General features: G+C 73.2%; 18 protein-coding genes. 5 read left to right on the forward strand and 13 right to left on the reverse strand.

The features are described 5' to 3' along the window. From C3488_RS32725 to C3488_RS32740, 4 genes are all read left to right on the forward strand, one after another. The coding region (locus C3488_RS32725; RefSeq protein ID WP_103844513.1) for a transporter substrate-binding domain-containing protein at positions 1-813 on the forward strand (813 nt) is incomplete at its 5' end. Further along, complete coding sequence (locus C3488_RS32730; protein WP_103844514.1) at positions 810-1655, forward strand: amino acid ABC transporter permease; 846 nt, start codon at positions 810-812, stop codon at positions 1653-1655. The genes C3488_RS32725 and C3488_RS32730, both read left to right, overlap by 4 nt. Further along, on the forward strand, positions 1652-2446 hold the full coding sequence (locus tag C3488_RS32735; protein ID WP_103844515.1) for an amino acid ABC transporter ATP-binding protein: 795 nt from the start codon (positions 1652-1654) through the stop codon (positions 2444-2446). The genes C3488_RS32730 and C3488_RS32735 overlap by 4 nt, the downstream gene beginning before the upstream one ends. A 28-nt stretch (positions 2447-2474) precedes the next feature. After that, a complete protein-coding gene (locus tag C3488_RS32740) occupies positions 2475-3566 on the forward strand; it encodes an amidohydrolase family protein (protein ID WP_103844516.1) in 1092 nt (363 codons plus the stop codon). Between the two features lie 229 nt (positions 3567-3795). Here C3488_RS32740 and cobC read toward each other — a convergent pair whose 3' ends face one another. Genes cobC through cobM form a run of 6 tightly spaced genes read right to left on the reverse strand, consistent with a single transcriptional unit; the run spans position 3796 to position 10122 of the window. Beyond that, positions 3796-4902 carry an Rv2231c family pyridoxal phosphate-dependent protein CobC gene (gene cobC, locus C3488_RS32745; RefSeq protein ID WP_103844517.1) on the reverse strand — a complete coding sequence of 369 codons (1107 nt, stop codon included), beginning with the start codon at positions 4900-4902 and terminating at the stop codon, positions 3796-3798. Then, positions 4859-5794 carry a sirohydrochlorin chelatase gene (locus C3488_RS32750; RefSeq protein WP_103844518.1) on the reverse strand — a complete coding sequence of 312 codons (936 nt, stop codon included), beginning with the start codon at positions 5792-5794 and terminating at the stop codon, positions 4859-4861. Before C3488_RS32750 ends, cobC begins: the two co-directional genes overlap by 44 nt. Further along, the gene (locus tag C3488_RS32755) at positions 5791-6381 is read right to left on the reverse strand and encodes a precorrin-8X methylmutase (protein ID WP_103844519.1); all 591 of its coding nucleotides are present in this window, start codon (positions 6379-6381) and stop codon (positions 5791-5793) included. Before C3488_RS32755 ends, C3488_RS32750 begins: the two co-directional genes overlap by 4 nt. Beyond that, positions 6378-8060 carry a precorrin-3B C(17)-methyltransferase gene (gene cobJ / locus C3488_RS32760; protein ID WP_103844520.1) on the reverse strand — a complete coding sequence of 561 codons (1683 nt, stop codon included), beginning with the start codon at positions 8058-8060 and terminating at the stop codon, positions 6378-6380. Before cobJ ends, C3488_RS32755 begins: the two co-directional genes overlap by 4 nt. Next, entirely contained in the window at positions 8057-9307 is a 1251-nt protein-coding gene (cbiE, locus tag C3488_RS32765; RefSeq protein WP_103844521.1) for a precorrin-6y C5,15-methyltransferase (decarboxylating) subunit CbiE, read from the reverse strand. The genes cobJ and cbiE overlap by 4 nt, the downstream gene beginning before the upstream one ends. Beyond that, a complete protein-coding gene (cobM, locus tag C3488_RS32770) occupies positions 9304-10122 on the reverse strand; it encodes a precorrin-4 C(11)-methyltransferase (RefSeq protein ID WP_103844522.1) in 819 nt (272 codons plus the stop codon). Before cobM ends, cbiE begins: the two co-directional genes overlap by 4 nt. A gap of 95 nt (positions 10123-10217) precedes the next feature. On the opposite strand from cobM, the gene C3488_RS32775 reads away from it, so the two are divergent. Next, a complete protein-coding gene (locus C3488_RS32775; RefSeq protein WP_103844523.1) occupies positions 10218-10949 on the forward strand; it encodes a ZIP family metal transporter in 732 nt (243 codons plus the stop codon). 11 nt (positions 10950-10960) lie between these two features. Here C3488_RS32775 and cobI read toward each other — a convergent pair whose 3' ends face one another. The 7 genes from cobI to C3488_RS32810 are packed head-to-tail and all read right to left on the reverse strand — an operon-like array spanning position 10961 to position 21868. Continuing rightward, positions 10961-11710, reverse strand: a complete 750-nt coding sequence (cobI, locus tag C3488_RS32780) for a precorrin-2 C(20)-methyltransferase (protein ID WP_103844533.1) — start codon at positions 11708-11710, stop codon at positions 10961-10963. Continuing rightward, positions 11707-13137, reverse strand: coding sequence for a cobyrinate a,c-diamide synthase (locus tag C3488_RS32785; RefSeq protein WP_103844534.1), 1431 nt, complete (start codon positions 13135-13137; stop codon positions 11707-11709). Before C3488_RS32785 ends, cobI begins: the two co-directional genes overlap by 4 nt. After that, positions 13134-13742 (reverse strand): cob(I)yrinic acid a,c-diamide adenosyltransferase, encoded by a 609-nt coding sequence (cobO, locus tag C3488_RS32790; protein ID WP_103844524.1) that lies wholly within the window; start codon positions 13740-13742, stop codon positions 13134-13136. The genes C3488_RS32785 and cobO overlap by 4 nt, the downstream gene beginning before the upstream one ends. Further along, entirely contained in the window at positions 13742-15736 is a 1995-nt protein-coding gene (locus C3488_RS32795) for a putative cobaltochelatase (RefSeq protein WP_103844525.1), read from the reverse strand. The genes cobO and C3488_RS32795 overlap by 1 nt, the downstream gene beginning before the upstream one ends. Beyond that, a complete protein-coding gene (gene cobN / locus C3488_RS32800; RefSeq protein WP_103844526.1) occupies positions 15733-19386 on the reverse strand; it encodes a cobaltochelatase subunit CobN in 3654 nt (1217 codons plus the stop codon). The genes C3488_RS32795 and cobN overlap by 4 nt, the downstream gene beginning before the upstream one ends. Then, positions 19383-20915 carry a cobyric acid synthase gene (locus C3488_RS32805; RefSeq protein ID WP_103844527.1) on the reverse strand — a complete coding sequence of 511 codons (1533 nt, stop codon included), beginning with the start codon at positions 20913-20915 and terminating at the stop codon, positions 19383-19385. The genes cobN and C3488_RS32805 overlap by 4 nt, the downstream gene beginning before the upstream one ends. Then, positions 20912-21868: a cobalamin biosynthesis protein gene (locus C3488_RS32810; RefSeq protein ID WP_103844528.1), complete on the reverse strand. Its 957-nt coding sequence runs from the start codon at positions 21866-21868 to the stop codon at positions 20912-20914. The genes C3488_RS32805 and C3488_RS32810 overlap by 4 nt, the downstream gene beginning before the upstream one ends. Between the last annotated feature and the right edge of the window lie 28 nt (positions 21869-21896).

Genomic DNA, 21896 nt, shown 5'->3' on the forward strand with positions numbered 1-21896 from the left:
GCCACCACCGCGACGGCCGGCGTGCTGCTCGTGGCCGGCTGCACCTCGAGCGGCAGCGGCGGCAGCGCCGGCAAGTCGGCCGCCGGTGGGGTGCAACTCGTCAAGGCCGGTCAGCTCACCACCTGCACCCACCTGCCGTACCCGCCCTTCCAGTCGGAGATCAACGGCAAGGTGCAGGGCTTCGACGTCTCGATGATCGACCTGGTCGCCAAGGACCTCGGGGTGAAGCAGGCCATCGTCGACACGCCCTTCGAGAACTTCAAGACCGGCGCGTTCCTCAACTCCGGCCAGTGCGACCTCGCCGCGGCCGGCATGACGATCACCGCCGAGCGCAAGAAGCACGTCGACTTCTCCGACCCCTACTTCGACGCCACCCAGGCCGTCCTGGTCGACAAGAAGAGCGGCATCACCTCGCTGGCCGACGTCAAGGCCAAGGGCAAGAAGCTCGGCACCCAGGCGCAGACCACCGGTGAGGACTACGCGAAGAAGCAGGGCTTCGACCCGATCTCCTTCGAGTCCTCCGACGCCGTCCTCAACGGGCTGCGCACCGGCCAGGTCCAGGCGGTCGTCATCGACTACCCCGTCGTCCAGGGCTGGCTCAAGGACAAGGCCAACGCCGACGCCTTCAAGCTGGTCGGCAACATCAACACCGGTGAGCAGTACGGCTTCACGGTGAAGAAGGGCAATACCAAGCTCCTCGCAGCCGTCAACAAGGCGATCAAGGACGCGAAGGCCGACGGCACGTACAAGAAGCTGTACGAGCAGTGGATCGGCCCCTACAACCCGTCCGTCGCCTCGCCCTCCGCCTCATGACCGACACGACGGACACAGCCAGGGCCGAGGTGCAGCCCCGTAGGAAGGGGCTGACCCGGACGCAGAAGCGCAGGGTGTCGCGCGGTGTCCAGTACGCCGTCTTCGTCGTCGCCGTGATCGCCTTCGCGGTCACGGCGGACTGGGGACGGCTGCAGAACCAGTTCGCGCAGGTGGACATCGCCCGGCAGATGTTCCCGGACGTCATCACGCTGGCGCTGAAGAACACCGTGCTGTACACCCTGTCCGGCTTCGTCGTCGGCCTGGTGCTCGGCATGCTCCTGGCGCTGATGCGGCTGTCGTCCGTCGGACCGTACCGCTGGGTCGCCGGCATCTACATCGAGATCTTCCGCGGCCTGCCCGCGCTGCTGATCTTCATCTTCGTCGGTGTCGCCGTACCGCTCGCCTTCCCCGGCACGGAGATCATCGGCGGCACCTACGGCAAGGTCGCACTCGCGCTCGGCCTGGTGTCGGCCGCGTACATGGCGGAGACGATCCGCGCGGGAATCCAGGCGGTACCCAGGGGCCAGATGGAGGCGGCGCGTTCGCTGGGCTTCTCGCCGGCTCGCGCGATGATCTCCATCATCGTCCCGCAGGCGTTCAGGATCATCCTCCCGCCCCTCACCAACGAACTCGTCCTCCTCTTCAAGGACTCCTCGCTGGTGCTGTTCCTCGGTGTGACGCTGGAGGAGCGGGAACTGTCCAAGTTCGGCCGTGACCTGGCCAGCACGACCGCCAACTCCACGCCGATCCTGGTCGCCGGCCTGTGCTACCTGCTGGTCACGATCCCGCTCGGCTTCGTCGTCCGCCGCATGGAGGCCAAGACCCAGGGAGCCGCCAAGTGAGCAGCACCCCCGAGATCGCGATCCGCGACCTGCACAAGTCCTTCGGTGACAACGAGGTGCTGCGCGGCATCGACCTGGAGATCGGCCAGGGCGAGGTGGTCTGCGTCATCGGCCCCTCCGGCTCCGGCAAGTCCACCCTGCTGCGCTGCGTCAACCTCCTGGAGGAACCCACCAAGGGCCAGGTCTTCGTCGGCGGCACCGAGGTCACCGACCCCGATGTGGACATCGACGCCGTACGCCGCCGTATCGGAATGGTGTTCCAGCAGTTCAACCTCTTCCCGCACCTCACGGTGACCGAGAACCTCACGCTGCCGCAGCGCCGGGTTCTCAGGCGGGACAAGGCGGAGGCCGCGAGGATCGCAGCCGAGAACCTGGAGCGGGTCGGCCTGTCCGAGAAGGCGGACTCCTACCCCTCCTCCCTCTCCGGCGGCCAGCAGCAGCGTGTCGCCATCGCCCGCGCCCTCGCCATGGGCCCCGAGGTGATGCTGTTCGACGAGCCGACCTCGGCGCTCGACCCGGAGCTGGTCGGCGACGTCCTCGCCGTGATGCGCAGGCTGGCGCAGGAGGGCATGACGATGATGGTCGTCACCCACGAGATGACCTTCGCACGCGAGGTCGCCGACCGGGTCGTCTTCATGGACGGCGGCGTGATCGTCGAGGACGGCACCCCCGAGCAGGTCATCGGCGACCCGAGCCATGAGCGCACCCGGCACTTCCTCTCCCGGCTCCTGGACCCCGCTCGGGCCGAGGTGGAGGAGGAGACGTCCGACCAGGTGGGCGGGAAGCAGTAGCGGGCGGATGCCAACTAAGGTGCAGTACATGAGCGATCAGGCGGTGCTGCACGTGAGGGGCCGGGTGCTCGTCGGGCCCGAGGACGTCCGCGACGAGCTGTGGGTGGTCGACGGCCGGATCTCGTACGACCGCCCCGCCGGGGCCCGCGACGTCCGTACCGTCGAGGGCTGGGCACTGCCCGGCCTGGTCGACGCGCACTGCCATGTCGGCCTCGACGCGCACGGCCCTGTCCCCGAGGACGTCTCGGAGAAGCAGGCGCTGACGGACAGGGACGCGGGCACGCTGCTGATCCGGGACGCGGGCTCACCCTCGGACACCCGCTGGATCGACGACCGGGACGATCTTCCCAAGATCATCCGGGCCGGGCGGCACATCGCGCGCACGCGCCGCTACATCCGCAACTACGCCTGGGAGATCGAGCCGGACGATCTGGTCGCCTACGTCGCCCAGGAGGCACGGCGCGGCGACGGCTGGGTGAAGCTGGTGGGCGACTGGATCGACCGTGAGGTGGGAGACCTGTCGGCCTGCTGGCCGCGTCAGGCGGTTCAGGCGGCGATCGCGGAGGCCCACCGCCTGGGTGCCCGGGTCACAGCGCACTGCTTCGCCGAGGACTCGCTGCGGGACCTGGTCGAGGCGGGCATCGACTGCGTCGAGCACGCCACGGGGCTGACGGAGGAGACGATCCCGCTGTTCGCGGAGCGGGGGGTCGCGATCGTGCCGACGCTGGTGAACATCGCGACGTTCCCGAGGCTGGCGGACGGTGGCGAGTCGAGGTTCCCCCGCTGGTCGGCCCATATGCGCCGGCTGTACGAGCGGCGCTACGACACGGTGCGGGCGGCGTACGACGCCGGGATCCCGGTGTACGTGGGCACGGACGCCGGGGGAACTCTGCCGCACGGCCTGGTCGCGGCGGAGGTGGCGGAGCTGGTGACGGCGGGCATTCCTGTCGTGGAGGCCCTGTCGGCGGCGACCTGGGCCGCCCACGACTGGCTGCGCCGGCCGGGGCTGGAGGAGGGCGCGGCCGCGGACCTGGTGGTGTACGAGACGGATCCACGAGCGGACGTACGGGTCCTGGCGGCACCGCGCCGAGTCATCCTCAACGGCAGGGCGGTCGCCTGACCCGGGGTGTCTCGCCCGCGCCGCCCTTACCCTTCCCGTCCCTGGGGGCTGCGTCCCCAGACCCCCTTCGGCCTGAACGGCCTCGTCCTCAAACGCCGGACGGGCTCGAGAATGCCGACCGGCGGCAAAATCAGCCCTCCGGCGCATGAGGAGCGGAGAACGGGGTCGGAAGGGGCGGAGCCCCCGGAGGACGCGAAGGGCAGGGGCGGCGGGGGGCCGAGACACCCTCTCACCGTGCGGCCAGCGTCACCGCCCGGTCCAGCGCCTGCAGAAAGCGGTTGACCGTCACCCGGTCCCGGACCGCCAGCCGCAGCCACTCCTCGTCCAGCCCCGGAAACGTGTCCCCGCGGCGCACCGCGAAGCCCAGGTCCCGCAGATGCCGCCGCACGGCGGCCGCCCGCGCCAGGCGGACCAGCACGAACGGCCCCTCCGCCGGCTCCGCCACATACAGCCCGTCCGGCCCGAACTCCCGCAGCCCCGCCACCAGATGTGCCCGGTCCGCCGCCACCCGGTGCGCCGCGTGCGCCGCCTCCGCCAGGGCCCGCGGCGACAGGCACGCCTGAGCCGCCGCGAGCGCCGGCGTCGACACGGGCCACAGCGGCTGCGCCCGCTCCAGTTGCGCGATCGTCCCGGGGTCGGCCAGGACGTAGCCGATGCGCAGCCCCGCCAGACCCCAGGTCTTGGTCAGGCTGCGCAGGACCACCAGGCCCGGCACGTCCGTCCGGCCCGCCAGTGCCTCCCGTTCCCCGGGCACCGCGTCCATGAAGGCCTCGTCGACCACCAACAACCGCCCCGGGCGGGCCAGTTCCGCGATCACCGACGCCGGGTGCAGGACGGACGTCGGGTTCGTGGGGTTACCGATCACCACCAGGTCCGCGTCCTTGGGCACCAGCGCCGGATCCAGCCGGAAACCGTCCGCCTGCCGCAGCAGCACCCGCTCCACCACGTGCCCGGCGGCCCGCAACGCCGCCTCCGGCTCCGTGAACTGCGGGTGCACCACGACCGGCCGCCGCACCTCCAGGGCGCGGGCGAGCAGCACGAACGCCTCCGCCGCCCCCGCCGTCAGCAGTACCCGCTCGGCGGGCACCCCGTGCCGCTCCGCCACCGCCGCCCGCGCCGCCCGCCCGTCGGGGTAGGCAGCGAGCCCGCCCAGCGACTCGGCGATCACGTCCCGCAGCCACGCCGGAGGCGTGTCCGCACGCACGTTCACCGCGAGGTCGGTCAGTCCCGCCCCGCCGTCACGGACCTCGGCGTCCCCGTGGTGCCGCAGGTCGTGCTGTGCTCCGTCCCGTTCAGTGCGCATGGGAGTGCGCGTGCCCCCCGTGGTGGTGTCCATGACCGTGATGGTGATGCCCGTCGTCGTCCGGGTGGAAGTGCGGCTGCTGCGGCAGCCCCACCTTGTCCTCGAAGCCGGGCAGCGCGATCCGGTACACGCATGAGTCGCAGTTCATCCGCAGGTCCCCCTTCAGCGCCTCCCGGTACCGCTCCATCACCAGGTCCAGGAGCTCCGGTTCAGGCCCGATGACGTCCGCCGACCGCACCTCGACCTGCGGATGCGCCGCCGCCCAGTCCTCCGCCTGCTGCCGCACCCGGTCCGGCAGGATGCCCGTGAACAGGAAGTACGGCAGGACGACGATCCGCTTCGCACCCAGCCTCGCGCACCGGTCGAGGCCGCTCGGCACGTCGGGCGCCGCCAGCGACACGAACGCCGTCTCCACGCCCGCGTACCCGCGTCCCTCCCACAGCAGCCGCGCCGCCTTGTACACCTCGGCGTTCGCGTCGGGGTCGGTCGAGCCACGGCCGACCAGCAGCACCGTCACCTCGGCGCGCTCCTCCGGCGTGCGCGCCGCCCCGCCCAGCGCCTCGTCCAGGCGCCGCTCCAGCACCGACAGCAGCGCCGGGTGCGGGCCGAGCGGGCGCCCGTAGGTGTAAGAGATGCCCGGGTGCCGCTCCTTCTCACGGGCCAGCGCCGCCGGGATGTCCCCCTTGGCGTGCCCGGCGGACACCAGCATCAGCGGCACGGCCGCGAACCGGCGAACCCCTCGCTCCACCAGTTCGGTCACCGCCTCGCCCAGCGGCGGCGGCGACAGCTCGATGAAGCCGCCCGCGACGGGCAGGTCGGGGTGGCGGCGCCCCAGCTCCCGTACGAAGTCGCGGAACGCCTCGGCTCCGGCCTCGTCCCGGGTGCCGTGGCCGGCGATGAGCAGGGCGGGCGGCGGGGTGGTCACGATGTCTCCTCGAACTTCGAAACGGGGTGGTACAGCAGGGCGTTGAGCGCGGCGGCCGCGACCGCCGAACCGCCCTTCTCGGACACGTTGCTCACGGCGGGCAGCCCGCTCTCGCGCAACGCGGCCTTGGACTCGGCCGCGCCGACGAATCCGACGGGCAGACCGATGACGAGCGCGGGGGAGGCGTCCAGCTTCAGCAACTCCTCCAGGGCGGTCGGCGCGCAGCCGATCACCCACAGGGCGCCCGGGCCGACGTCCTCGTACGCCAGCCGGATCGCATGCGCCGAACGGGTCATGCCCGGGCCCGACCTGGCGTCCTTGAGGCGGCAGACCGTCTCGCGGCGGGTGATCCCGGCCGCGACCATCTCCACGTCCACCACCACCGGCGCCCCGGCGTGCAGCGCCGTGTGCGCCTTGTCCAACTCGCTCTCGTCCATGACGAGGTCGCCGGCGTAGTCGAGGTCGGCGGCGGAGTGGATGACCCGCTCCACCACCGCCCGGGTCAGCGGCGGGAAGTGGGAGGTGTCGAGGCGGGCGCGCAGCCGCCGGAAGGACTCCTGCTCGATCGGGTGCACCACACGGTTCACTTCGCCTCCTCCTGCCGGTTGTCCTGCCAGCGGTATCCGCGCGGCGTGACCATGCGGCCCGCGATCTCACGGGTCGCCGTGTTGCCCACGGTCACGACCGTCATCATGTCGACGGTCGCCGGGTCCAGTTCGGCCAGGGTCGTGAGGCGACCGGACTCGTCCGGCCGCGACGCGTTGCGTACGACACCGACCGGTGTCGTCGGCTCCCGGTGCCCGGCGAGGATCGCGAGGGCCTTCGGCAGCTGCCAGTCGCGGCCCCGGGAGCGGGGGTTGTAGAAGGTGACGACGAGGTCGGCCTCGGCCGCGGCCCGTACCCGCCGCTCGATGACCTCCCACGGCGTGTGCAGGTCGGAGAGGCTGATCGACACATGGTCGTGGCCGAGCGGCGCGCCCAGGATCGCCCCGGCCGCGAGCGCCGCCGTGACACCGGGTACCCCGACCACGTCGATGTCGTCGGACGCCTCGGCGAGCGCGGGGGAGGCCATCGCGTACACCCCGGCGTCCCCGCTGCCGATCAGCGCGACGGCATGCCCCTCGCGCGCCTGTGCTACCGCCGTGCGCGCCCGCTCCTCCTCGGCGCCGAGCCCCGACTCCAGGACCCGGGTGCCGGGCCGCAGCAGGTCACGGATCTGGTCGACGTACTGGTCGAGGCCGACGAGCACGGACGCGCGCCGCAGCTCCTGCTGCGCGCGCGGTGTGAGCAGGTCCCGGGCGCCCGGCCCCAGCCCGACGACCGCGAGCCGTCCGCGCCCCGGCCGGCGCCCGACCGCGCAGGTGGCCATGGCCGACTTCCGCTTGGGGACGAGGAGTTCGCCGCCGCCCACCAGCGCGGCGGCCTCCGCGACGGACGGTGTGCCGACGGCCGCGAGCGGTGCCTCGGACGGATTGGGCACGTCGATCCTCGCCAACTCCTCGGCGGCGTAGGTCACGAGCGGAACGCCGAGCCGCCGTGCCGCCTCCACGATGCCGGGCTCCTCCGCCTTGGCGTCGACGGTGGCGAGTTCGGCGAGCGACGCCGCGGAGAGCCCCGCGTCCCGCAGCGCACCCTCGACGAGCCCCAGCACCTCCTCGACCGGAGCGCCCCTGGACGCGCCCACGCCCACGACCAGGGTGGGCGGCCGCAGCACGACCTCCCGTTCGGCGGGTTCGACGGCCCGGTCGGTGACCCGGATCGTGTACGCCCCCTCGGCGGCGACGGGCAGCGGCGGCAGCGGCCAGCTCACCTCCGCCGCCAGCGCCACCGGCTCCCCGTCGAGCAACGCCCGCGAGACCGCGGCGACATCGCCCTCCACGGGGAACCCGAGCGTGTCCAGCCCGGGCAGCCCCACGGCGTCCGTCGCGGTCGTCACGACCGGTTCCGCGCCCAGCACCCCGCCCACCGCGCGGGCGAGTTCATTGGCGCCGCCGGCGTGCCCGCCCACGAGGGACACCGCGAACCGCCCGCCCTCGTCGACGCAGACCACACCCGGGTCGGAGGTCTTCTCACCCAGCAGCGGCGCGATCAGCCGTACGACCGCCCCCGTCGCCAGGAAGCACACGAGCTGCTCGCACTCCGCGAAGGCGGCCCGTACGGCGTCCTTCACGGGCCCGTCGTACACCCGCGTACGGTCCGGCCACGCCGCGGCCAGCCGGTCCCGCGCAGCCGCCCCCGCCGCGGTGGCGGAAATGAGGCCGATCACTTCGCTACTCCTTCGTGCAGTGCCGGGGCCCGCGTGCCCCACAGCAGGAAAACAGGGTTGGTCGCCGCGAGCCGGGTCACGTCGCCCGGCAGCGGCGCGAGGCGCGAGGACTGGAGCAGGACGCCGTCGCAGGAGAACCCGGCGGCGACGAGCGCCTCGCGCGCCGCCGGTACGCGGTCCAGTGCCGCCATGGCGACCACCACCGCCCGCCGGGCGCGCCGCGCGCACACGCTGACGATGGCGGGCAGTTCCCGTCCGCCGCCGCCGACGAACACCGCGTCGGGGTCGTCGAGCCCGTCCAGCGCGTCCGGCGCTGTCCCGTGCACGACCCGCACGTCCACGCCGTGCGCGGCCGCGTTGGCGCGGATCCGCTCGATGCCGTCGGGCGTCTTCTCGACGGCGGTGACGGCGGCGCCCAGCCGTGCGCACTCGACCGCGACCGAGCCGGAGCCCGCGCCGACGTCCCAGACCAGATCGCCGAGCCGTGGCCCGAGCCGGGCCAGGACCAGGGCGCGCACCTCGAACTTGGTGATCATCGAGTCCCGGTGCGCGAAGGCGCTCTCGTCCAGGGCCCATGCGGAGGGACCCGAGGGGGCCCCCGCGACCGTGCGCACCGGCCCCAGCGCTCGCGTCTCGTCCAGGCACAGCACCACGCTCACCGCCGCCCCCCAGTCGCGTTCCGCCGCCTCGGCGGGCGTCACCCGCTCCACGCGCTCACGCTCCCGGTCGCCGAGCGCGGTCGCGACGACGAGGACCCGGCCGGCGTAACCGTCGCGGAGCGCCGCCCCCAGCTCGGCGGGACCGGCTCCGGGCCCGGTCAGCACGGCGACCTTGGGACGCGCCCGGCACACGTTCACCGCGGTGCGCATCTCGCGCCCGTGCGCGCTGACCACCACGGCGTCGTCCCAGGTCAGCCCGAGCCGCGCGAAGGCACCGGCCACCGACGACACCCCGGGCCGCACATCCAGCCGGTCCGGCCCGAACCGCTCGCCGAGCGCCCGCACGATGCCGAAGAACCCGGGATCACCGGAGGCGAGCACGACGACCCTGCGCTCCTTGGCCCCCTTCTCCAGGGCCCGCTCGATGGCGTCCAGCGCGGGCGCCAGCGGTCCGAGCACGATCTGCTCGGCGCCCTCGGGCAGATGGGCGGCGTCCAGATGCCGCCGTCCGCCCACGACGAGGTCCGCCGCCGCGAGGACCTCCTCGTCGAGCGGCGCCCCCGTGCCCGTGCCGACGACAGTGATCATGTGCTTGCACCCCGTGTGCGCAGCGCCTTGCGGGCCTCGGGGTCGGCCTTGCGGTAGCCGTGGAAGTGGCCGGGGTGGTAGAGGTGCGAGCGCGTGCCGTGCGCGTCGAGCGCCGGGCCGACCAGGAAGAGGGTGTGCTTCCAGAGCTTGTGCTCCTTGACGGTCTCCTCCAGCGTGCCGATCGTGCACTTCACGACCAGCTCCTCGGGCCAGGTCGCCTGGTAGGCGACCACGACCGGCGTGGCCGTCGGGTAGCCGCCCTCCAGCAGCTCCCGCACCAGCTGCCCGCTGCGCGCGGCCGACAGGAAGATCGCCATGGTGGTGCCGTGCCGGGCGAACTCGCGCACCTCCTCGCCGGGCGGCATCGGCGTCTTGCCGCCGCCGAGCCGGGTGAGCACCACGGACTGCGCGACCTCGGGGATCGTCAGCTCCCGCTGGGCGAGCGCGGCGACGGCGGAGAAGGAGGAGACGCCGGGGACGACCTCGGTCGCGATACCGATCTGCGCGCACCGGTCGAGCTGCTCCTGGGTGCCGCCCCACAGGGCCGGGTCGCCGGAGTGGATGCGGGCGACCTTCAGCCCCTCCGCGTACGCCCGCCGGTACACGGCGACGACGTCCTCCAGCGACATGGTCGCCGAGTCCAGGACCTCCGCGTCCGCACGCGCGTGCTCCAGGACCTCCGCCTGGACCAGGCTGGCCGCCCAGATCACGACGTCGGCCTCGGCGATGGCGCGCGCGGCACGGAACGTCAGCAGGTCGGCGGCGCCGGGGCCAGCACCGACGAAGGTCACCTTGCCGGTGTTGGCATCGGCCATGGGTTCAGGTCCTCTCGTACGGAATGTCACGATGTGTGCGGGCGGAATCGGGGCCGGATGTGCGCGACCGGGGCCTGATCGGATAGCAAGGGCACATGGCGGTCTTCGTCGCGCTCGGCGCGTTCCTGATGACGCTGGCCGGCGGCTGGACGGCACAGCGCGTGACCGACCGTCGCCATCTGGTCCTGGGCCTGGCCGGCGGACTGATGCTCGGTGTGGTCGGCCTGGACCTGCTGCCGGAGGCACTGCGCGCGGCGGGCACCGAGGTGTTCGGGGTTCCGGCGGCCCTGCTGCTGTTCGTGGGCGGTTTCCTGCTGGCCCACCTGGTGGAGCGGCTGCTCGCCGCCCGCCGGGCGGCGCACGGCGCAGGGCAGCACGATCACCATCGCGCGCCCGAGGTGGGCCTCACGGCGGCGGCCGCCATGGTGGGGCACAGCGCCATGGACGGCGTGGCGATCGGTGCGGCCTTCCAGGTGGGCGGCGGTATGGGCCTCGCGGTGGCGCTGGCCGTGGTCGCCCACGACTTCGCGGACGGCTTCAACACGTTCACCCTCACCAGCCTGTACGGCAACGCGCGCCGCAAGGCGGTCGCGATGCTGTTCGCGGACGCGCTCGCGCCCGTGCTGGGCGCGGCCTCGACCGCGTTCCTCGCCATCCCGGAGTGGTTCCTCGGCGGCTACCTCGGTCTCTTCGGCGGTGTCCTGCTCTACCTCGCCGCGGCCGAGATCCTGCCGGAGGCCCACCACGAGCACCCGGCCCGCACGACCCTGCTGTGCACGGTCGCGGGCACGGCGTTCATCTGGCTGGTGGTGGGCCTCGCGGGCTGATCCGCCGCCGGTCACAGCTTGCCGCCACGGGTGCCGTCGCGCCGGGCGGGCGCGATGAGGGTGGAGAGGTAGGGGAGGGGAGCGCCGTCGAGGTCGGCGGCCGGGCGGATGGACTCCTCCGGGAGCCCGAGCGCGGACCCCCACACGGCGTCCTCGATGCGCCCGGTCTCCCGCAGCGCCTCGGCGACCTCCCGCGCCTGCCGCCCGAACTTGTACGCCACGACGGTCCCCGGACCGGCGAGCGCCTCCTTGAGCACGGCCGAACCGGCGGTGACGGGCACCAGCGTCAGCGGCTCGGTGCCCTCGGTCAGCACGGCACCCGACCGTGCGGCCAGGTCCTGCATGGCCGTGATGCCGGGCACGGTCTCGACGACGGTCCCGGGCACGAGCTCCTGCACGGTCTGCGCGAGGTACGTGAAGGTCGAGTACACGTTGGGGTCGCCGATGGTGGCGAACGCGACGGCCGCGTGCCGCCGAAGCAGCCGGGCGACACGCTCCCCGGCGGCGTCCCAGGCGGCCTCGCGCCGCGCCCGGTCGGTCCGCTCGTTCAGCGCGAAGACGACGCGGACGACCTTCTCCTCGGGCACGTAGTGCAGCACGGTCGCCTCGGCGCGCCCCCGCTCACCCACATCTGTTCCATCAGACGCAGCCATCACGGGTACGACGACGACGTCGGCGGCCCGCAGAGCGCCCACGCCCTTGACGGTCACCAGCTCGGGGTCGCCCGGGCCCACCCCGACTCCGATCAGCCTGCTGCTCATGACGTCCGGCACCTCTCCACGAACCGACGGGCCACACCGGGCTCGGCGGCCCAGTGCGTGTGCAGATAACTCGCGTGCACCCCTTGCTGCACGAAACCTTCCACGCGCGGCCGAGGAGCGCGTATCCCCCAGGCGGGAGCCGCCCCCGCGCCGGGCTCGACGACGGTCCGGTGGAACTCGTGCCCCCGCATCCGGGTCCCCGTCGCGGCGAGCACGCTGTCGCCGACGGCCACGGCGTCGCGATAGCCGAGGGTCAGCCGCTCGGTCATCCGGGCGGTGGCGTCCAGCACCCCGCACATGGGCTGCCCGTCCAACTCCCGGCACAGGTACAGCAGCCCGGCACACTCGGCGGCGACGGGCGCACCGCCGAGCGCCAGCTCGACGACGGCCTTGCGCAACGGCTCGTTGGCGGACAGCTCGGCGGCGTACACCTCGGGGAAGCCGCCCCCGATGACCAGCCCATTGGTCCCTTCGGGCAGTTGCTCGTCGCGAAGGGGATCGAAGGCGACGACTTCGGCGCCGGCGGCGGTGAGCAGTTCGGTGTGTTCGGCGTAGGAGAAGGTGAAGGCAGGACCACCGGCAACGGCGACCACCGGTGCCTCGGAGCCCCGAGGGTCAGATGGGGGTCCCCCCTGCTCGAGCGAAGCCGAGAGCTTGGGGGAGGGAAGGGGCGGCGGGCACGGAACACCAAGGGCCTCAGCGGCATCCCACGCCGCACCCGGCAGCGCGCCCGCACTCCGCGCCAGCCCCAGCAAAGCCTCCAGGTCGCACCCTTCACGCACCTGCGCGGCCATCGCGGCCACCGCCGCCACGGCCTCACCCCGCCGCTCGGCGACCGGCACCAGCCCAAGGTGCCGCGACGGCGTGTCGACCTGGGGAACCCGCCGCAGGACGCCGAGCACCGGCACCCCGGCCGAGTCCAAAGCCTCCCGCAGCAGCGCTTCGTGCCGGTCCGACCCCACCTTGTTCAGGATCACGCCCCCGACCCGTACCTCCGGATCCCACGAGGCGAAACCGTGGACCAGAGCCGCCACCGACCGGGACTGCGACGACGCGTCCACGACCAGCACGACCGGCGCCCGCAGCAGCTTGGCGACATGGGCCGTGGAGGCCAGCTCACCTTCCCCCGCGGCCCCGTCGTACATCCCCATCACACCTTCGACGACAGCGATGTCGCACCCGCGCGCACCGTGCGCGAACAGCGGGCCGATCAACTCGGAGCCGCACAGGTACGCGTCGAGGTTCCGCCCCACCCGCCCGGTGGCGAGCGAGTGGTACCCCGGGTCGATGTAGTCCGGCCCGACCTTGTGCGGGGACACGGAAAGCCCCCGCGCGGCGAACGCGGCCATCAGCCCGGTGGCAACGGTGGTCTTGCCACTGCCGGACGACGGCGCGGCGATGACCAGCCGTGGGACGGAACGTGTCACCACTCGATGCCCTTCTGGCCCTTCTGGCCCACGTCCATCGGGTGCTTGACCTTGGACATGTCGGTGACGAGGTCGGCGAAGTCGACCAGCTTCTCGGGCGCGTTCCGCCCGGTGATCACGACATGCTGGGTGCCGGGCCGGTTGCGGAGCACGTCGACGACCTCGTCGGTGTCGATCCAGCCCCAGTGCATCGGGTAGGCGAACTCGTCGAGCACGTACAGCCTGTACGTCTCGGCGGCCAGGTCCCGCTTGACCTGCTCCCAGCCCTCCCGGGCCTTCTCCTCGTTGGTCGAGTTGTCGCCCTGGATGTCCCGCTGGACCCAGGACCAGCCCTCGCCCATCTTGTGCCAGGCCACGGTCCCGCCCTGGCCGGACGTCCCCAGCACCTTGAGCGCGTTCTCCTCGCCGACCTTCCACTTCGCCGACTTGACGAACTGGAACACCCCGATCGGCCATCCCTGGTTCCAGGCCCGCAGCGCCAGCCCGAAGGCCGCGGTCGACTTGCCCTTGCCCACGCCCGTGTGCACGACGACGAGAGGACGGTTGCGGCGCTGACGGGTCGTCAGTCCGTCGTCCGGTACGACACTCGGCTGTCCCTGCGGCATTACGCGGCCCTCCTCTGTACGTCCTTCACCAGCCCGGCGATCGAGTCCGCCCGCAACTCGTCGAGCGTCACCGCCGTGCCGCCCAGCTCACCGGCGAGCCGCCCGGCGAGCCCCAGCCGCACCGGCCCCGACTCGCAGTCCACGACCACGGACGCGACTCCTTCGGCCGCGAACAGCCGGGCCGCCCGCCCGGCCACCGCGACCGGCTCAGGGCCACCCGTGGCCCGCCCATCCGTCACCACGACCACGAGCGCCCGCCGCGCCGGATCCCGCAGCCGCTCCACCCGCAGCACGTCGTGCGCCTTCAGCAGCCCGGCGGCCAGCGGCGTACGGCCCCCGGTGGGCAGCGACTCCAGCCGGGCCGCCGCCGAGTCCACCGACGAGGTCGGCGGCAGCGCCACCTCGGCCGCCGAGCCCCGGAAGGTCACGAGCCCCACCTTGTCCCGCCGCTGGTAGGCGTCCAGCAGGAGCGACAGCACGGCGCCCTTCACCGCGCTCATCCGCTGCCGGGCCGCCATCGAGCCGGATGCGTCGACCACGAACAGCACGAGGTTGCCCTCGCGCCCCTCCCGCGTCGCCTGCCGCAGATCGTCCCGGCGCACCACGAGCCCGGGCCCCGACCGGCCGCGCGCCCGCTGATGAGGCGCCGCCGCCTGCACGGTCGCCGCCAGGTGCAGCTTGCTCAGCGCGCCCTGGGGCCGGCGCGCCCCGGTGGTCCGCCCGGCCTGCGTCCGCGCCCGCGAACGCCGCCCGGCGGCGCCGTCGCCGAGCCCGGGCACGGTCAGCACCTTCGTACGGAAGGGTTCGGAGGCGCGTGCGGGTGCCTGCTCGCCGGCTCCGGAGGCCTGCGACGGCCCGCCCTCACCCGGCTCGGCCTGCGCCGGGCTGTCGCCATCGCCCGCCGGACCATCCTGCGGCGGCCGGCCGCCGCCCCCGCCGGGCCCGTCCGGATCAGGATCGTCGTCCTCGCCGGACTCACCGGAATCCCCGAACTGCTCCAGCGTCTCGTCCAGCTTGTCCTCGTCGAGCCCCGGCGCGTCGAAGGGGTTGCGCCGCCTGCGGTGCGGAAGCGCGAGCAGCGCGGCCTGCCGCACGTCCTCGGCGAGCACGTCGGTCCGCCCCGCCCAGGCGGCCAGCGCGGTCGCCGTACGCGCCATCACGATGTCGGCGCGCATACCGTCGACCTCGAACGCGGCACAGGTCGCCGCGATCTGCCGCAGCGCCCCGTCCCCGAGCCGTACGGACGGCAGCAGCTCGCGTGCGGCCACGATGCGGGCGCGTACGGCGGCCTCCTCCTCGGCCCAGCGCGCCGCGAAACCGGCGGGGTCGTCGTCGTGGGCGAGCCGCCGCCGGACGACCTCCACGCGCTGGTCTGGCTCGCGGGAGGCGGCGACCTCGACGGTCAGCCCGAACCGGTCGAGCAACTGCGGCCGCAGCTCGCCCTCTTCGGGATTCATGGTGCCGACGAGCAGGAAGCGCGCGGCATGCCGCACGGAGACGCCCTCGCGCTCGACGTACGAGGCGCCCATCGCGGCGGCGTCCAGAAGCAGGTCGACGAGGTGGTCGTGGAGGAGGTTGACCTCGTCCACGTACAGGATGCCCCGGTGCGCGTCGGCGAGCAGACCCGGCTCGAAGGCCTTCACGCCCTCCGCCAGCGCCCGCTCGATGTCCAGGGCGCCCACGAGCCGGTCCTCGGAGGCCCCGACCGGCAGCTCGACCATGCGGGCCGGACGGGACACCCCCGCCCCGGCCTCGTGCGGTCCGTCCGGGCACGTCGGATCAGGCGCCGCAGGGTCGCACGAGAACCGGCACCCGGGGACGACCGACACCTGAGGCAGCAGCGCGGACAGGGCGCGCACGGCCGTCGACTTGGCGGTGCCCTTCTCACCGCGCACCAGCACACCGCCGACCGCCGGCGAGACGGCGTTCAGCAGCAGCGCGAGCCGCAGGTCGTCCTGGCCGACGACGGCCGTGAACGGAAACGGGGTACTCACTTCTCGTCGCCCTCCAGGTCGCCTTCCAGCTCCAGATAGGTGGCGCGCAGCCGTTCCAGCGTGTCCGCGTCCGGCTCGGCCCACAGGCCACGGTCGGCGGCCTCCAGGAGCCGTTCCGTGATGCCGCGCAGCGCCCACGGGTTGGACTTCTTCATGAAGTCGCGGTTCTCGGCGTCGAAGACGTACTCCGCGCTGAGCTTCTCGTACATCCAGTCGTCGACGACCCCGGCCGTGGCGTCGTACCCGAACAGGTAGTCCACGGTCGCCGCCATCTCGAAGGCGCCCTTGTAGCCGTGGCGCCGCATGGCCGCCATCCAGCGCGGGTTGACCACGCGGGCGCGGAAGACGCGGTGGGTCTCCTCACCGAGGGTGCGGGTCTTGACCTGGTCGGGTACGGCGCTGTCGCCGACGTACGCCTCCGGGGACGCACCGGTGAGGTGCCGCACCATGGCGACCATGCCGCCGTGGTACTGGAAGTAGTCGTCCGCGTCGACGAGGTCGTGCTCGCGGGTGTCGACGTTCTTCGCGGCGACGGCGATGCGCCTGAACGCCGTCTCCATGTCCCCGCGCGCCGCACGCCCGTCCAGCCCGCGCCCGTACGCGTAGCCGCCCCACACCGCGTACACCTCGGCGAGGTCGGCGTCGGAGCGCCAGTTGCGGGCGTCGATCAGCGGCAGCAGGCCGGCCCCGTACGCGCCCGGCTTGGAGCCGAAGACACGGGCCGTGGCGCGCCGCCGGTCGCCGTGCTCGGCGGTGTCCTCGTCGGCGTGCGCCTTCACGAAGTTCTTCCCGGCGGGCTCGTCCAGCTCCGCCACCGCGCGCACCGCGTCGTCGATCAGACCGACGACGTGCGGGAACGCGTCCCGGAAGAACCCGGAGATGCGGACGGTGACGTCGATTCGGGGGCGGCCCAGCTCCTCCAGCGGGACCACCTCGAACCCGGTCACGCGGCGCGAGGCGTCGTCCCAGACGGGGCGGCAGCCGAGCAGGGCCAGGATCTCGGCGATGTCGTCGCCCTGGGTGCGCATCGCGGAGGTTCCCCAGACCGTCAGGCCGACGGACCTCGGGTACTCGCCGGTGTCCTGGAGGTAGCGGGCGACGAGCGAGTCGGCGAGCGACTGACCGACCTCCCAGCTCAGGCGGGACGGAATCGCCTTGGGGTCGACCGAGTAGAAGTTGCGGCCGGTCGGCAGGACGTTGACCAGGCCACGGGTCGGCGAGCCGGAGGGGCCCGCCGGGACGTAACCGCCGTCCAGAGCCTTGAGGATGTGGCCGATCTCGTCGGTGGTGCGGGCGAGACGCGGCACGACCTCCGTGCACGCGAACTCCAGCACCGCTACGGCGCCGGCGAGTTCGGTGCCCACCACCTGCCGTACGAGAGCACCGCTCTCGGAGGCCGCCCAGCCGCGCGCCTCCATCCCCTCCGCGATCCGCCGGCACAGCTGCTCCAGCAGGTCGATCGCGTCCGCCGCGGTACGGGACGGGCCTTCGACCAGGTCGGTGAGCTCCACCGGCACCTTCACCGCAGCGCCGGGCTCCGCCAGCAGCTCCTTCTCCACCAGGCCGAAGTGCTCGGCGAGCGAGGCCCGCAGGCCGGGCAGCGCGTTCGCCTGTCCGCCCCACACCTGCGAGGCGCGCAGCACGGCGAGCACCAGGTTGACGCGCGGCTCGCCGACCGGTCCGCCGCCCAGGACGTGGAGGCCGTCGCGGATCTGCACGTCCTTGATCTCGCACAGATAGCCGTCGATGTGCATGACGAACTCGTCGAACTCGTCGTCGTCCGGCTGTTCGTCCACGTGCAGGTCGTGGTGGAGCTCGGCCGCCTTGACCAGCGTCCAGATCTGGGCGCGGACGGCCGGTGCCTTCGCCGGGTCCAGGTCGGAGACCAGCGCGTACTCGTCGAGGAGCTGCTCCAGCTTGGCCAGGTCGCCGTAGGTGTCGGCACGCGCCATCGGCGGTACGAGGTGGTCGACCACGGTGGCGTGGCCGCGCCGCTTGGCCTGGGTGCCCTCGCCGGGGTCGTTGACGATGAAGGGGTAGACGAGGGGCAGGTCGCCGAGGACGGCGTCCGGGGCGCAACCGGCGCTCAGCCCGAGTCCCTTGCCGGGCAGCCACTCCATCGTGCCGTGCTTGCCCATGTGGACGATCGCGTCGGCGCCGAAGCTGTTCTCCAGCCAGCGGTAGGCCGCCATGTAGTGGTGCGACGGCGGCATGTCGGGGTCGTGGTAGATCGCGATCGGGTTCTCGCCGAAGCCGCGCGGCGGCTGGATCATGACCACGACGTTCCCGAACTGGAGGGAGGCGAGCACGATGTCGTCGCCGTCGACGTACAGCGAGCCCGGCGGCTCCCCCCACGCCTCGACCATGGCGTCCTTCAGCTCCGGGTCGAGCTTCTCGAACCACGCCCGGTAGTCGGCGAGCGCCACGCGCGCGGGCGCGGCGGCCAGCTGCTCCTCGGTCAGCCATTCGACGTCGTGACCGCCGGCCTCGATGAGCCGGTGGATCAGCTCGTCACCGCCCGCCGGGTACTCGGTGAGGCCGTACCCCGCGTCCCGCAGCGCGTCCAGCACCCGTACCGCCGACGCGGGCGTGTCCAGGCCGACCGCGTTGCCGACCCGTGAGTGCTTGGTCGGGTACGCGGTGAAGACGAGCGCGATCCTCTTCTCCGCGTTCGGCTTGTGCTTGAGCCGCGCGTGCCGTACGGCGATCCCGGCGACCCGCGCGGCCCGCTCCGGGTCGGCGACGTACACCGGGACGTCGTCCGCGCCCTGCTCCTTGAAGGAGAACGGGACCGTGATCAGGCGGCCGTCGAACTCCGGGATCGCGACCTGCATCGCCGCGTCCATGGGGGACAGGGCGGCGTCGGACTCCTCCCAAGCGGCGCGCGAGGAGGTCAGGCACAGGCCCTGGAGCACCGGGATGTTCATCTCGGCCAGCGCGCCGATGTCCCAGGACTCCTCGTCACCGCCCGCCGACGCCTGCGAGGCGTGCGTGCCGCCGGCCGCGAGGACCGTGGCCACCAGGGCGTCGGCCCGCCCCAGGATCTCGTACAGCCCGGCGTCGGCGCCGCGCAGCGAACCGCAGTACACCGGGAGGGCGTTGGCTCCGTGCGCCTCGATCGCGTCGCACAGGGTGTCCACGAAGGCGGTGTTGCCGCTGAGTTCGTGGGCCCGGTAGAAGAGCACGCCGACGGTCGGGCGGCCCTCGGTGAGCGGGCGCTCGCCGTGGACGCCGTACTCCGGCATCCGCCGCGGCCCCTCGAAGCCCTCGCCGGTCAGCAGCACCGTGTCGGACAGGAACCGGGCGAGTTCCGTGAGGTTGGCGGGGCCCCCCTCGACCAGGTACTTCAGCGCCTCCGCCACGACACCGGCCGGGACGGACGACTCGGCCATCAGCTCGGCGTCGGGGACGGCCTCCCCACCGAGCAGCACGGTCGGGATGCCGGACGCCTTCAGCCGGGCCAGCCCGTCCTCCCAGGCGCGCTTGCCGCCGAGCAGGCGCACGACGGCGATGTCCGCGCCCTCGATCAGCCCCGGAAGCTCCCCGGCGACATCCACCCGGGTCGGGTTGCCGATCCGGTAGGGCGCGCCGGAGGCACGGGCCGCCAGCAGATCGGTGTCGGCGGTCGACAACAACAACACTGTGCTCATGCGGGCGCTCCCGGGGGGATGAAAGGCAGTCCTTGCGGCGCGCCCGACTCGATGAGCCGCCACAGCGCGTCCGTGTCCGCGTGCTGTTCGATCAGGTCGCCGAGCCGGTCGAGCTGTTCCTCGCGCAGCGCGGCGAACGAGGTGTCGGGGGACGGCACGAAGCGGCGGCCCGCGGCGGCGGCCACCTCGCGCAGGAAGGCCCGCCGGAAGCCGTCCGACTCCAGGGACCCGTGCCAGTGGGTGCCCCAGGTCTGCCCGACCCGGCAGCCGTCCAGGCTGTGTCCCCTGCCATCGGAGATGAACGTGTCGCCGCCGGTGACGTCGGCGACCCCGTGGTGGATCTCGTACCCCTCGACGGGCTCGCCGAGGGCTTCCCCCGCCGGCCGGGTGAGGGTCTTCTCGCGGGCGAACCGCACCCGCACGGGCAGTACTCCGAGCCCGTCCACGTGCCCCCTGCGGCTCTCCACCTCGTCCTCGATGTGCTCGCCGAGGATCTGGAAACCGCCGCAGACGCCCAGGATCGGCCGACCTTCCGCGGCCCTTCGCACGAGGGCGTCCGCGAGGCCGCGCTCGCGCAGCCACTCCAGGGCGCGGACGGTGCCCCGGGTCCCGGGGATCACCACGAGGTCCGCGTCCGCCAGTTCCTCCGGCCGGTCCACGAACCGGACGACCACACCCGGCTCGGCGGCCAGCGCGTCCACGTCCGTGAAGTTGGACATGAGGGGGACGGCGCAGACGGCGACGCGCAGCACGTCCTCGCCGACGGGGGCGGTCACCTCGGACTCGCGGACCGCGCCCCGCAGGGACACCCTGAGTCCGTCCTCCTCGTCGATCCCGAGCCCGTGCCGGAACGGCAGGACGCCGTAGGTGCGCCGTCCGGTCAGGTCCCGCAGCATGTCGAGGCCCGGTTCCAGCAGGCTGACGTCCCCGCGGAACTTGTTGACCAGGAATCCGGCGACGAGTTCCTGGTCCTCGGGCGAGAGCAGCGCCACCGTCCCGAAGAAGGACGCGAAGACGCCGCCGCGGTCGATGTCGCCGACGACGAGGACGGGCAGCCGGGCGTTGCGGGCGATCCCCATGTTCACGATGTCGGTGCGGCGCAGGTTGATCTCCGCCGGACTGCCGGCCCCCTCACAGATCACCGCGTCATACGTGCCCCGCAGTTCGGCCAGGCAGTCCAGCACGGTGCCGAGGAGCCGCTGCTGCCGCCCCCCGTGGTACCCGCGCGCGCTCAGTTCGCCGACCGGCTTGCCCAGCAGCACGACCTGGCTGCTCTGCTCGCCGCCCGGCTTGAGCAGCACGGGGTTCATCAGCGCGGTCGGCTCGGTGCGGCACGCCTGCGCCTGCATGGCCTGCGCCCGCCCGATCTCCGCGCCCTCGCGGGTGACGAAGGAGTTCAGGGACATGTTCTGCGCCTTGAACGGCGCGACCTTGACCCCCCTCCGTACGAGCCAGCGGCAGATCCCGGCGGTGACGACGCTCTTTCCGGCGTCGGAGGTGGTACCGGCGACGAGGAGTCCCCCGCTCATGACGTCCGTCCCTTCGCGAGAAGCCTTCGGGCCACCAGGCGCCCGGCGACCGTGACACCGAGCGCGAGCCCGCTCACACGCCGGGAGAGCCGTACGGCCCGCTCGATGTCGTCCGTACGCACGGCGCGCCCCGCCGTGTTGAGCACGGGCCGGTGCTCCACGCGCCCTCCGTACGACAGCGTTCCGCCCAGCCGCACACCCAGGGCGCCCGCGAACGACGCCTCCACGGGCCCGGCGTTGGGGCTCGGGTGCTTCGCGGCGTCGGCGCGCCAGGCGCGCACCGCGCCCCGCGCATCGGGGCCCGCCGCTGCCGCGAGAACGGCCGTGAGCCGTGCCCCCGGCCATCCCGCCACGTCGTCGAGGCGCGCCGAGGCCCATCCGTAGCGCCGGTAACGGGGCGACTTGTGCCCGACCATGGCGTCGAGCGTGTTGACGGCGCGGAAACCCACGAGACCGGGCAATCCGGCGACGGCTCCCCAGGTGAGCGCGCCCACCACGGCGTCGGAGGTGTTCTCGGCGACGGACTCGACGACCGCCCGGGCGATCCCGTCCGCGTCCAGCGCCTGCGGATCCCGCCCGCACAGATGCGGCAGCCGGGCGCGCGCGGCCTCGAGGTCCCCCGTCTCCAGGGCGCGCCCGATGGCGCGCGCCTCCCGCGCGAGCGACGTGCCCCCGACCACGGCCCAGGTGGCGGCGGCGGTCAGGGCCGTGGCGGCGGTACGGGAGGGACGCACGGCGGACGCGGCGAGCGCCGACAGCGTCACGGCACCCCCGGCGCAGACGGCGGTGTGCAGCGCGCCCCACCCGCGGTGGTCCCGCCACAGCACCCGTTCCACGGCCGCCGCCGCCCGCCCGAACGCGGCGACCGGATGCCCGCGGCGTGGATCGCCCAGCAGAAGGTCACCGAGGAGACCGGCGGCGGCGCCGTACGCGAAGACGCGATCGGCACCCATCGGCTCAGCCGACCGTGCGGTCGGACAG

This window comes from Streptomyces sp. Ru72, assembly GCF_002920635.1.
Lineage (GTDB): Bacteria > Actinomycetota > Actinomycetes > Streptomycetales > Streptomycetaceae > Streptomyces.

Bases quoted from the DNA above. Each gene is read 5' to 3' on its own strand.
- cbiE (WP_103844521.1), bottom strand. From the start codon at position 9,307: ATGATCACTGTCGTCGGCACGGGCACGGGGGCGCCGCTCGACGAGGAG.
- C3488_RS32730 (WP_103844514.1), top strand. From the start codon at position 810: ATGACCGACACGACGGACACAGCCAGGGCCGAGGTGCAGCCCCGTAGG.
- C3488_RS32805 (WP_103844527.1), bottom strand. From the start codon at position 20,915: ATGAGCGGGGGACTCCTCGTCGCCGGTACCACCTCCGACGCCGGAAAG.
- C3488_RS32810 (WP_103844528.1), bottom strand. From the start codon at position 21,868: ATGGGTGCCGATCGCGTCTTCGCGTACGGCGCCGCCGCCGGTCTCCTC.
- cobC (WP_103844517.1), bottom strand. From the start codon at position 4,902: ATGGACACCACCACGGGGGGCACGCGCACTCCCATGCGCACTGAACGG.
- C3488_RS32740 (WP_103844516.1), top strand. From the start codon at position 2,475: ATGAGCGATCAGGCGGTGCTGCACGTGAGGGGCCGGGTGCTCGTCGGG.
- cobN (WP_103844526.1), bottom strand. From the start codon at position 19,386: ATGAGCACAGTGTTGTTGTTGTCGACCGCCGACACCGATCTGCTGGCG.
- cobI (WP_103844533.1), bottom strand. From the start codon at position 11,710: ATGAGCAGCAGGCTGATCGGAGTCGGGGTGGGCCCGGGCGACCCCGAG.
- cobM (WP_103844522.1), bottom strand. From the start codon at position 10,122: ATGGCCGATGCCAACACCGGCAAGGTGACCTTCGTCGGTGCTGGCCCC.
- cobO (WP_103844524.1), bottom strand. From the start codon at position 13,742: ATGCCGCAGGGACAGCCGAGTGTCGTACCGGACGACGGACTGACGACC.
- C3488_RS32775 (WP_103844523.1), top strand. From the start codon at position 10,218: ATGGCGGTCTTCGTCGCGCTCGGCGCGTTCCTGATGACGCTGGCCGGC.